Annotated in this window: 10 protein-coding genes; 5 read left to right on the top strand and 5 right to left on the bottom strand. The window is 67.8% G+C overall.

Annotation, left to right across the window (positions count from 1 at the left end):
* Positions 1-9 precede the first annotated feature (9 nt).
* Both KZX46_RS04970 and KZX46_RS04965 read left to right on the top strand, forming a co-directional pair.
* On the top strand, positions 10-243 hold the full coding sequence (locus KZX46_RS04970; protein ID WP_219775724.1) for a hypothetical protein: 234 nt from the start codon (positions 10-12) through the stop codon (positions 241-243).
* A 148-nt stretch (positions 244-391) separates the two neighbouring features.
* Positions 392-2,347 carry a potassium transporter Kup gene (locus tag KZX46_RS04965; protein WP_216709381.1) on the top strand — a complete coding sequence of 652 codons (1,956 nt, stop codon included), beginning with the start codon at positions 392-394 and terminating at the stop codon, positions 2,345-2,347.
* Here KZX46_RS04965 and KZX46_RS04960 read toward each other — a convergent pair.
* The 3 genes from KZX46_RS04960 to KZX46_RS04950 form a co-directional block, all read right to left on the bottom strand.
* Positions 2,344-3,093, bottom strand: coding sequence for a TIGR02186 family protein (locus KZX46_RS04960; RefSeq protein WP_219775723.1), 750 nt, complete (start codon positions 3,091-3,093; stop codon positions 2,344-2,346). The genes KZX46_RS04965 and KZX46_RS04960 overlap by 4 nt on opposite strands.
* Complete coding sequence (locus KZX46_RS04955) at positions 3,090-4,001, bottom strand: sulfite exporter TauE/SafE family protein (protein WP_216709379.1); 912 nt, start codon at positions 3,999-4,001, stop codon at positions 3,090-3,092. Before KZX46_RS04955 ends, KZX46_RS04960 begins: the two co-directional genes overlap by 4 nt.
* Positions 4,002-4,073: 72 nt before the next feature.
* Positions 4,074-5,525 (bottom strand): glycosyltransferase, encoded by a 1,452-nt coding sequence (locus tag KZX46_RS04950; RefSeq protein ID WP_219775722.1) that lies wholly within the window; start codon positions 5,523-5,525, stop codon positions 4,074-4,076.
* An 81-nt stretch (positions 5,526-5,606) separates the two neighbouring features.
* Here KZX46_RS04950 and KZX46_RS04945 point away from each other — a divergent pair, with 81 nt between their 5' ends.
* Together KZX46_RS04945 and KZX46_RS04940 are read left to right on the top strand one after the other, a co-directional pair.
* Positions 5,607-6,167 (top strand): cytochrome b, encoded by a 561-nt coding sequence (locus KZX46_RS04945; protein WP_219775721.1) that lies wholly within the window; start codon positions 5,607-5,609, stop codon positions 6,165-6,167.
* 71 nt (positions 6,168-6,238) lie between these two features.
* Entirely contained in the window at positions 6,239-6,880 is a 642-nt protein-coding gene (locus KZX46_RS04940; RefSeq protein ID WP_226896101.1) for an NUDIX hydrolase, read from the top strand.
* Here the strand turns inward: KZX46_RS04940 and KZX46_RS04935 are convergent.
* Positions 6,877-8,898 (bottom strand): transglycosylase domain-containing protein, encoded by a 2,022-nt coding sequence (locus KZX46_RS04935; protein ID WP_219775720.1) that lies wholly within the window; start codon positions 8,896-8,898, stop codon positions 6,877-6,879. The genes KZX46_RS04940 and KZX46_RS04935 overlap by 4 nt on opposite strands.
* Positions 8,899-9,055: 157 nt before the next feature.
* Complete coding sequence (locus tag KZX46_RS04930) at positions 9,056-10,633, bottom strand: peptide chain release factor 3 (RefSeq protein WP_219775719.1); 1,578 nt, start codon at positions 10,631-10,633, stop codon at positions 9,056-9,058.
* A gap of 123 nt (positions 10,634-10,756) precedes the next feature.
* On the opposite strand from KZX46_RS04930, the gene KZX46_RS04925 reads away from it, so the two are divergent.
* Entirely contained in the window at positions 10,757-11,731 is a 975-nt protein-coding gene (locus tag KZX46_RS04925; protein ID WP_226896100.1) for a D-alanyl-D-alanine carboxypeptidase family protein, read from the top strand.
* Position 11,732 lies beyond the last annotated feature (1 nt).

Here is an 11,732-nt window from a genome sequence, read left to right as displayed (position 1 = left end):
GGAGTCTCGATGGATGCTCTGACGCTGTTCGGACTGGTCGCGGTCTCGGCGATGCTCATCTGCTATGCGTTCGACAACCGGTCACCGTGGTGGGGACTGGGCTTCGCCGTCGCGTGCGCTTCGGGGTCGGTCTATGGCTTCCTACAGGGCGCCTGGCCATTCGGGCTCGTCGAGGGCATCTGGGCGATCCTTGCCGTGCATCGCTGGTGGCGAAAACGCAACACCGGGCGCAGAGGATTCTGACTATGTTGCGGCGCGACATGGCGCGTGTTAACGCCCGCGCCTCTGCCCCGGGGGTTTCGGGTCGGCGGCACATGGGCTTGCGTGAAGTGATCGAAGTCGAACCGCGACAGTTCCTCAGGCGAGCTTCGCTCGCTGCCTGCGAATCACGATGACCGCTGTCACCGCCCCGACGATTCCCGCCCCGGCATCCGCTGCCGCCGTCGCGCTTGCCGGATCGCCGTCGACCGGCCAGCACAAGGCGCATCTTCACCCCGACAGTTTCAAGAAGCTCGCGATCGGCGCGGTCGGGGTCGTCTTCGGCGACATCGCTACGAGCCCATTATATGCGATGAAGGAGGTGTTCGTCGGGCACCATCCGCTCGCGGTCGACCATCTCCATATCTTCGGCGTCGTCTCGCTGATCTTTTGGACCTTTTTCATGGTCGTCACGGTGAAGTACGTCTTCATCGTCATGCGCGCCGACAACCGCGGCGAGGGCGGGTCGATGGCGCTCCTCGCGCTGATCTCGCGGCTGTCGCCGGGCGCGGGCCGTTCGCGTTACCTCGTTCTGCTCGGGGTGCTGGCGACGGCGTTGTTCTTCGGCGACTGCATCATCACCCCGGCGATTTCGGTGCTGTCGGCGGTCGAGGGGCTGACCGTCGTCCAGACCGGCCTGTCACCGATCGTCCTGCCGCTGTCGATCGGCATCCTGATCGGGCTGTTCCTGTTCCAGTCGCGCGGCACCGCCAAGGTCGGGGCGCTGTTCGGCCCGGTGATGCTCGTCTACCTCGTCGTCATCGCGACACTCGGTGTGATTCAGCTGGTGGCGAACCCGACAATTCTGTTCGCGCTGTCGCCGCATTATGCGGTGATGTTCTTTGCGCACGACCCGGTACTCGGCTTCCTCGCGCTCGGCTCGGTCGTCCTCGCGGTGACGGGGGCCGAGGCGCTGTACGCCGACATGGGGCATTTCGGGCGGCGGCCGATCTCGGTGGCGTGGCTGTATCTCGTCCTGCCCGCGCTGATGCTGAGCTACCTCGGCCAAGGCGCGATGCTCCTCGGCGACCCGGCCACCGCGCAGAACCCGTTCTTCTTGATGGCTCCCGACTGGGCGAGGCTGCCGCTCGTCATCCTCGCCACCGCCGCGACGGTGATCGCCAGTCAGGCGGTGATCTCGGGCGCGTTCTCGGTCGCGCAGCAGTCGGTCCAGCTCGGTTTCCTGCCGCGGCTCAAGATCATCCACACCAGCGCGGCGTCGGCGGGGCAAATCTATATCCCGATGATCAACTGGACGCTGCTCGTCCTTGTCGTCCTCCTCGTCCTCGGCTTCCGCACTTCGAACAACCTTGCCGCGGCGTACGGCATCGCGGTGACCGGCACGATGCTGATCACGACGATGATGATCGCGGTGCTCGTGCTGACGATCTGGAAGTGGCCGCGCTGGTATGCCGTGCCGCTGATCGGGCTGCTGCTGATCATCGACGGTGCCTATTTCGCGTCGAACCTGACCAAGATTCCCGATGGCGGCTGGTTCCCGCTGCTCGTTGGCGCGATCACCTTCACGCTGCTGACGACATGGGCGCGCGGGCGGCATCTGATGATGCTCCGGCTGCGCGAGAGCGCGATGCCGATCGAGGTGTTCATCAAATCCGCCGCGACCGCCGCCACCCGCGTCCAGGGCACGGCAGTGTTCATGACGAGCTCGCCCGAGGGCGTGCCGCACGCGCTGCTCCACAATCTGAAGCACAACAAGGTGCTCCACGATCGCGTCCTGATCCTGACGGTCGTGATCGACGAGGTGCCGTTCGTCGACGACGAGGATCGGATGGAGGTCCGCCCGCTCGGGTCGAACTTCTATCGGATGATTATGCGCTTCGGCTTCATGCAGGACATCGACATCCCGGCGACGCTCAAGCTCGTCGAGAATTGCGGCCCGAAGATCAAGATGATGGACACGAGCTTCTTCCTCGCCCGCCAGACGCTGCTCGCGAGCGACCGCCCCGGCATGGCGATCTGGCGCGAGAAGGTCTTCGCGTGGATGCTGAGCAATTCGGAAAGCGCGATGGAGTTCTTCAAGCTGCCGACCAACCGCGTCGTCGAGCTGGGCAGCCAGGTCGAGATCTAGGTCCGCCGGACGATCAGGCTCGCGCACCAGCCGGCCACGAGCGCCAGCCAGACCGCAACGAAACCGTACGCCAGCCCCTGCGTCTGCGCCGCGACATAGACCCAGCGCTCGAACCCCGACTTGTCGATCGTGATCGGCGTCGCCGACCGCGCGATGACCTTGCCGTGGCGGATCAGGTAGATTTCGGCGGTGTACGCGCCGACCGGCACTGCCGCCGGGATCGTGATCCGCGCCTGGTACAGGATGTTCTGCGTGATGCCGACGCGCCCCTCCTGTTCCGACCACAGCCCGTTGCGGCGGCGCAGGTCGACCAGCCCGCGGGTGAATTCGTCGACTTCCGGCCCGCCGCCGGTCGACGGCGACAGCTGGAGATAGTCGAGCCCGATCTCCCAGATCGCCGCGTTGCGCTCGTCGACCAGTGTCTTGATCGGGGCGGAGGTGGCGACCGCGTAAAATCCGGGCGCGGTCTCATAGCGGACGCTCGCGGTGTTGATCCAGATGCCGGCGACGCGCGCCTTCTTGCGCAGCGTGATCGGTTCGGCCGGGCCGCGAACGACGATCGCCAGCCCCGGGCGCTCGTCGGGGACCGATCCGCGCGGGTACTGGATCGCGCCGAAGACAAGCAGCTCGGCACCCTTGAAGGTATAGACGATGTCGATCCGGTTCTGGCTGATGTCGGTGATCAGCCGCACCGGTGCCGCACCGACCGCGAGCAGCCAGACGAGCAGCAGGCCGAACTTTCTCACGCCGGGCCGAAGATCGAGAACAGCTCGGCCGGGCGCATCGTCAGCCCGATTGCGAGACGCCCGGCAACCGCCAGCAGGATCAACGCGAGCCCAAGCCGCAAGCGGACCGGCGACAGGCGCTGCGCCGCGCGCACCCCGAGCTGCGCCCCGATCACGCCGCCGATCAGCAGCAGCCCGGCAAGGATGATGTCGACCGTCTGCGATTCGACCGAATGGAGCATCGTCGTCGCGGCGGTGACAAAGATGATCTGGAACAGCGACGTCCCGAGGACGGTGTTGGTCGACATGCCGAGCAAATAGATCATCGCCGGGACCATGATGAAGCCGCCGCCGACGCCGAGGCTGACGGTTAGGATGCCGACGATCGCCCCGAGCGCGAGCGGCGCGAGCGGGGAGACGTACAGCCCCGACTTGTAGAAGCGCATCTTCCACGGCAGCGCGGCGATGAACGGGTTGTGGCGATGGCGCTGCGGCACCACCCCGCGCGCGGTCCGCCGCATCGTCGACAGCGACTCGCGCAGCATCAGCCCGCCGACGGTGCCGAGCAGCAGGACGTAGACGATGTTGATCGTGACATCGATCTGGCCGAGCTGCTGCAGCCAGCGGAACAGGACCGAGCCGAGCCCCGCGCCGATGAACCCGCCCGCGACGAGGACGCCGCCCATCTTGAAATCGACCCCGCCGCGGCGCCAATACGCGAGCGCGCCTGACACGCTCGCGCCGGTGATCTGCGTCGCCGACGACGCCACCGCGACCGCGGGCGGGATGCCATAGAAAATCAGCAGCGGCGTCGTCAGGAACCCGCCGCCGACCCCGAACATCCCCGACAGGAAGCCGACCAGCGCACCGAGCCCGACGATGACGATCCAGTTGACCGATAATTCGGCGATGGGGAGGTAGAGGGTCACGGCGCGGACGATAGCGGCGGGGGGCAGTGAGCGCGACCCTCCTTCTACCCCGCCGCGGTCGACAATCCCCGGCTAAAGCGGCGGGGAAGCCACCAGCCCGCCGCGGCTCTGCTTTCCCCACGTCTGCTTGCCGCCGAGGAAATAGACCCAGCCCCATGCCGCGCCGGCGTGGCGGAGCAGCTGGAAGCTGAACGGCTCGACCAGCGACGCGAGCACCGCCGCGCCCGCGCCCATCGGCGGCCCGCCCGCCCAGTGGCGGTACAGCCGGATCGACCACAGATGAAAGGCGAGGTCGATCGCGATCTTGACGCCGATGACGATCGCCACCGGGGCGATGACATGGACCCGGCCGAGCGCGAGATACGTCACCAGCAGTGCGAATGCGGTCAGGCCGAATACCGGCTGGAAGGTGTCGAACGCCTTGACCGGGAGCATCCATACCCCGAGGTGACCGTAGCGCGCATCGCCGACCATATCGCGGTACCAGTATTGCGTCTGCAGGAAGCCGCCGAACCAGCGCCGCCGCTGGCGCAGGAAGGCGGACAGGTCGGCGGGGGCGGTCGTCCGCGCGCGCGCACCACCGACGACCGCGGTCGTCCAGTGCCGGCCGTGGATGACTGCATAGCGCCGCAGGCGGTGGATCAGCTCGTAATCCTCGACGAGGCAGTCGGCGTCGAACCCGCCGACGTCGAGCACCGCCTGCCGCCGGAACCCGGCGAACGCCCCCGAGATCAGCAGCAGCCCGCCGACGCGTTCCCACGCGAAGCGCGACAGGAAGTTGCGGATATATTCGTATTTCTGGAACCACTCGAACAGGCGTCCCCCCGCCGAGGCGTCGCAGACCGGGGTGAGGACCCCAGTCGCGGCGACGAGCGCGGGGTCGGCGACGAACGCCGCGCGGATCGCCGCGATCGCGGCGGGCTCGAGCAGGGTGTCGGCGTCGACCGTCATGACGATGTCGCTGTCGATCGCGCCGAGCGCGATGTTGAGTGCCGCCGCTTTGCCGCCGTGCGGCAGCCGCAGCCAAAGCAGCCCAGAGTGGGTCGTGCTTTCGGCGCTCAGGCTGCCCATCGGCGGTGCGGTCAGGCCGAAGTCGCGCGCCAGCAGCGCCGCGGTGCCATCGGTCGAGCCGTCGTCGGCGATGACGATTCGGTCTGGCCGGTCGGACTGGCCGAACAGCGCGGCGAGCGTCACCGGCAGCACCTCGGCCTCGTCGTGCGCGGCAACGATCACCGCGACCCCGGCAGGCACGCCCGGCCCCGGCGCAGGGAGCGCGCGGCGGAGCATCCACGTCTGGACGAAAGTGAAGACCAGCAACACGGTGTCGTAGGCGACATAGACGAGCCCCACGCTCCACGCGAAGACGCCCGAAAAGACGAACGCCCCGGCGAACAGCACGACCCACAGGACGGCAACCCCGCCGTGGATCAGCGTGCTTGCGAGGGGGGTCGGCACCGGGGTCCAGCGCGGCGAATTCGCGCGGAGGACGGCTTGAAGATCGACGGGCAAATGGTGGACCTTCATCAACTGTGCGCGAGTCTATAGCGGCACAGGTGACGCCTGTGCCACAAGCCGATTGTCTCAGGCGGTATGAACGGAAGCTGCATGACCCTCCCCGACAAATACACCAAGCCCGCCGTCGTCTTTCACTGGCTGATCGGAGCGCTGATCATCGTCAACGTCGTGATGATCTGGGTGATCACTTATTTCCCCGACAGCTGGGACCGTCCGATCATCAATCTGCACAAATCGATCGGGCTGACGGTGCTCGGCCTCGCGGCGATGCGGATCCTGTGGCGGGTGACGCACGCGCCGCCGCCGCCGCCGCCGGGTCAACACAAGTGGGAGATCACCGCATCGCACCTCGCGCATTTTGCGTTGTACGTCCTCATCGTCGGACTGCCGCTCACCGGCTACATGCACGATTCAGCGTTCAAAGGGGCGGCGGAGCATCCGCTGACGGTGTTCGGGCTGTTCGAGGTGCCGCGGATCGGGTGGATCGCCAGCCTCGGGCAGCCCGACAAGGAGCATGTCCACGATATCTTCTACGGCTGGCACGCGAGCTTCGCGCTGGCGCTGTACGTCATGTTCAGCCTGCACGTCCTCGGCGCGCTCAAGCACCAGTGGTTCGACAAGCAGCGCGAGCTGCAGCGGATGACGCTCTGACGACCGTTTCCCCGTCGAAGGATCCCGCGCCGGCCCTGACGTCGGGCCGCCCGAAGGATGCGGCGACGCTGTTGATCGTCCGCCGCGACGACGGCGCGGGCGGCAGCGGCGGCGAGCCCCGCGTGCTGATGGGGCGGCGGCACGGCGGCCACGCCTTCATGCCGGGCAAATGGGTCTTTCCCGGCGGCGGGATCGACCGCGGCGACTTTGCCGTTCCCGCCGCGACCGAGCTGGTCGGCCATGTCGCCGCCGCGCTCGCCCGGACGACGACCCCGGCACGCGGGCGAGCGCTGGCGATGGCGGCAATCCGCGAGACGTTCGAGGAGACCGGGCTGCTGGTAGCCAAGCCGGTCGATTCAGCGCCGGTGAAGCGCACCGGACCGTGGCGCGACTTCTTCGCCGCCGGAGTCGCGCCCGACCTCGCCGCGCTCGACTTCGTCGCCCGCGCGATCACGCCCCCGGTCCGGCCAAGGCGGTTCGACGCGCGCTTCTTCGTGGCCGATGCCGCCGCGCTGGTGTCGCTCGATCCCGGCGGTGGATCGGGCGAGCTCGACGAACTTGCGTGGTTCGACTGGGACGCGGCGGCGGCGCTCGACCTGCCGCAGATCACCCGTGCGATTCTAGCCGAGGTGAAGTTGCGGCTACGCGACCCGATGCGCCCGATCCCGTGCCACCGCTTCGTCCGCGGCGGGCATCGGCTGGAGACGGTCTAGTCGGGTTGCGGCGGCTCGGGCGGTTCGGGCGGCTCCGTCCGGTTCTCGCGACGCTCGCGCACTCCGTCGAGCGCCTGGCCGATCGCATCCGCCGCCTCGCCGGTCGCCGCCCCGACGGCGTCACCGACGACGTTGCCGACCAGATCGCCGATCGCATCGACCGGGCTCCGCTGCACCGGCGCGGGGCGGAGCAGGCCCTCGCGGGTCAGCGCGGCGGTCATGAACTTCTTCCACAGTTTTGCCGGCACTGTCCCGCCGACCACCCCGGTCATCGGCGAATTGTCGTCGTTGCCGACCCACACCCCGACGACGAGATCACCTGCGAAGCCGATGAACAGCGCGTCGCGATGGTTCTGCGTCGTGCCGGTCTTGCCGTAGGTCGCGATTCCCAGCAGCGCCGCTTGCCCGGTGCCGTGGCGCACCGCCGACTGGAGGAGTTCAAGCATCGGGCCGCGTTCGGGCCAGCCGCGCGTCGCCGCGACCGCGCCGCGCACCGTGTCGATCAACCCCGGCGGGCGCGGCGACGCCAGCCCGACCGGCTTGACCGGATACGCGCCGTTGGCGACCGCGGCGTAAGCGCTGGTCAATTCGATCAGCGGCACCCCCGACGTGCCGAGTGCAAGCCCTTCGTAATTCGACAGCGGCACCGTCACCCCGAGCAGCCGCGCCTGCTTGCGCACCGCCTCGACCCCGACCTGCTGCGTCAGCTTGGCGGCGGCGATGTTGGACGACGCGGCGAACGCGGTGGCGAGGCTGATCCGCCCGCGATATTTGCCCTCGTCGTTCTTCGGCGACCAGTCGCCGATCGTCGTCGGCGAATCGTCGATGATCGTCCCCGTCGTCGCCCCGGCGTGGAGCGCGGCCAGATAGACGAACAGCTTGAATGACGACCCCGGCTGGCGCAGCGCCTGTGTCGCGCGGTTGAACGGCGTCGCGGCATAGTTCGCGCCGCCGACCATCGCGACGACGCGTCCGTCGGGGCGCATCGCGACAAGTGCCGCCTGATGGATGTTGAGCCCGCCTGCGCCTGCGAGCATGTCGCCGACCGCGCGCTCGGCGTCGTGCTGGAGCGCCGGGTCGAGCGTCGTCTTGACCGCGACGTCGCCGTATTGCCCGGGATCGACGACCCCTCGCGCCTGCGGCAGGACCCAGTCGGCGAAATACGACCCCGTCGGGATCGCCTTGCGCCCGGGGGTGTAGCGCGCCGGGGCGACGCGGCTCGCCTGTGCCGCAGTCAGCGCGCCGGTTTCGACCATCGCCTGTAACACGACGCGCTCGCGGTCCTGCGCGCGCGACAGGTGGCGCGACGGCGCAAGGCTCGACGGCGCCTTGACCAGCCCGGCGAGCATCGCCGCCTGCCCAACGGTCAGGTCCTCGGGCTCGCGGTCGAAATAGGTGCGGGCAGCGGCGCGCAGCCCGTAAGCGCCCTCACCAAAATAGACGCTCGACAGGTAGCGCGACAGGATCTGGTCCTTGGTCAGGCGGCTTTCGAGGTAGAAGGCGATGATGATCTCCTGCAGCTTGCGCTTGATCGTGCGGTCGCTGCTGAGGAAGCTCGTCTTGGCGAGTTGCTGGGTCAGGGTCGATCCGCCCTGCGACACGCCACCCGCCTCGGCGTTGCGGAACATCGCCCGCGCGATCCCCTGCGGGTCGATCCCCCAGTGCGAGTAAAAGCGCCGGTCCTCGATCGAAACGATCGCCTGGGGGACGTACTTCGGCAGCTCGGCGATCGTGACCGGCAGCTCCTTATAGTCGCCGCGCCGGGCGATCGGGTGACCGGCGTCGTCGAGCAGGACGAGGCTGGGATTCTTCAGCGGTTCGAGCGCGCGCCCGAGCGGGGCGGTGACGACGAGCCAGACCCCAGTGGCGACGATCGCGACGACGATCAGCGCGAGGATGATCTTCCAGAAGCGGCGAAGGAAGCTGCGTTTCGGCGGCGGCGGGGGCGTGTCGAGTTCGGCGAGCAGCGCGTCGATCCGCGCGCGGCGGGCATCGTCATCGGCGTAAAGCGAGGTCATATCTTCCCTCTCCCCTCGAGGGAGAGGGACGGTCGCGCCTTCGCGACCAGGGTGAGGGTGAGGACATTGAAGGAGGAGCCATCAAGGCCACCCTCACCCTCACCCTGGTCGCGCGAAGGACGCGACCGTCCCTCTCCCTCGAGGGGAGAGGGAATGTTCACGCCCGCTCCCGCGTAGCGGTGAAGCGCAGCGTCTTTTCGCGCTGCTCGGTGTAGTTCAATTCCCACTGGTCGCGCGCCATGAAGACCGGCGCGCCGTCGCGGTCCTCGGCCATCGCGCCACGGTGGGCGTCGATGAAGGTCTTGAGGTCGGCGGGGGCTTCGGCGGTGATCCAGCGTGCGGTGTCGAACGGCGACGCTTCGAAGCCGGCGGCGACGTTATACTCGGCCGACAGGCGCGAGATCAGCACTTCGAGCTGCAACTGCCCAACGACGCCGACGATCCATTGCGACCCGATCATCGGGCGGAACAACTGGGTCACCCCCTCCTCGGCCATGTCGTTGAGCGCCGAACGCAGCTGCTTCGACTTGGTCGGGTCGCCCAGCCGCACGCGCTTGAGGATTTCAGGGGCGAAGTTCGGGATGCCGGTGAAGGTCAGTGCCTCGCCCTCGGTCAGCGAATCGCCGACGCGGAGGACCCCGTGGTTGGGGATGCCGATGATGTCGCCGGGATACGCCTCGTCGGCGATCTCGCGGTCGGCGGCGAAGAAGAAGATCGGCGAATTGATCGCGATCGCCTTGCCGGTCGCGACCTGCTTGAGCTTCATCCCCCGGCGGAACTTGCCCGAGCACACCCGCATGAAGGCGATGCGGTCGCGGTGCTGCGGGTTCATGTTCGCCTGCACCTTGAAGACGAAGCCGGTGACGGCAGGCTCGTCGGGGGTAACGTCGCGCGGGATCGCGTGCTGGACGCGCGGGGCGGGGGCGTAGGCGGCAAGCCCGTCGATCAGGTCCTCGACGCCGAAATCCTTCAATGCCGAGCCGAAGAACACGGGGGTCAGCGCGCCCTTGCGGTACAGGTCGGGGTCGAGCGTCGCATAGCCGCCGAGCGCGAGTTCGGCCTCGGCGCGAAACTTCACCAGCTCGTCGGCGGGGACGTAGTCGGCGAGGCGCGGGTCGTCGAGCCCGGTCATCTCGATCGTCTGCCCCGACGTCTTGCTGTCGCCTTCGGGGATCGTCAGCCGGTTGCGGCGCAGGTCCCATAGCCCGCGAAACTGCCCGCCCATGCCGACCGGCCAGTTCATCGGCACGACGTCGAGCGCGAGCTTGTCGGCGACCTCGTCGAGGAGTTCGAACGGGTCGCGCCCTTCGCGGTCGACCTTGTTGACGAAGGTGACGATCGGCACGTCGCGCAGACGGCAGACTTCGAACAGCTTGCGCGTCTGCGCCTCGATCCCGCGCGCCGCGTCGATCACCATCACCGCTGAGTCGACGGCGGTCAGCGTGCGGTAGGTGTCCTCGCTGAAATCCTCGTGTCCGGGCGTGTCGAGCAGGTTGTAGGTGATCGCGGCGCGCTCGAAGGTCATCACCGAACTGGTGACGCTGATCCCGCGCTGCTGTTCGATCTTCATCCAGTCCGACCGCGCGCGACGGTTGTTGCCGCGCGCGCGGACTTCGCCGGCAAGGTGGATCGCGCCGCCGAACAGCAACAGCTTTTCGGTCAGCGTCGTCTTGCCGGCGTCGGGGTGCGAAATGATCGCGAAGGTGCGGCGCTCGTTGTGCGCGGGGGCTGACATGCACCGCTATGTGGCGATTATCGCGGATCGCGGCAAGCCGCCCGAAGTTTGCGCCACAACGCGCTTGCGCTGGCGAGTCCACCTTTGTTACAAAGAGCCAACGGCGGGATCGAGGATTTTCCTGTGCGGAGTCAGCGTCTTCTCATCGGTCTTTTAAGTGCGCTGGCAATTGCCGCGCCGGCGACCGCTTCAAGTCTTTACACCGTTCCGAAATACGCCGCGATCCTGCTCAACGCTTCGACCGGCGAGGTGATGTACGCGCGGCAGGCCGATGCGCCGCGCTATCCGGCGTCGATCACCAAGGTGCTGACGCTGTACATCGCGTTCGATCAGCTCGCGCACGGCGGCGCCCGCCTGACCGACGCGATCACCATTTCGAAGCACGCCGCGCACCAGGCCCCGTCGAAGCTCGGCCTCAAGGTCGGCTCGACGATTAGCCTCAAGGACGCAATCGACATCATCGCGACCAAGTCGGCGAACGACATTGCCGTCGCGGTCGCCGAGCATATCAGTGGCACCGAGCAGGCGTTCGCGGCGCGGATGACCGCCACCGCCAAAAAACTCGGCATGACCTCGTCGCAGTTCGTCAATGCGACCGGCCTGCCCGACAGCCGCCAGCTCACCACCGCGCGCGACATCGGCACGCTGAGCCGTGCGGTCGTCCGAGACTTCCCGCAATTCTACCGCGTCTTCAGCCAGGTCGCGGTCGATTACGAGGGCAAGTCGATCGCCAACCACAACCACCTGTTGACGACGCTGCCCGGGGTCGATGGGATCAAGACCGGCTATACCCAGGCGGCGGGGTTCACCCTCGCGGCGTCGGCGGCGCACGACGGGACGCGGCTAATCGCGGTCGTCCTTGGCGGGCCGACCCGGCTGGCGCGCGACGGCAACGTCACCAACCTGCTCAATACCGGCTTCGCGGTCGTCAACCGCCGCGCGCACGGCGAATGGACGACTGTCGCCGAAAACCTCGCCGAGCCCGAGGATCTGTCCGACGGCACACTCCAGGGGCTCGCCGAGACGAGCGTCGGCGACAACCCGACGCTGGCGATGCTGGCGAACCGCACCCCGATCAAGCAGGGCCGCAGCTGGTAGC

Source organism: Polymorphobacter sp. PAMC 29334, from assembly GCF_019431245.1.
Taxonomy (GTDB): domain Bacteria; phylum Pseudomonadota; class Alphaproteobacteria; order Sphingomonadales; family Sphingomonadaceae; genus Polymorphobacter_B; species Polymorphobacter_B megasporae.
The sequence above is the reverse complement of the archived record's forward strand: the minus strand, read 5'-3'. Positions and strand labels throughout refer to the sequence as shown.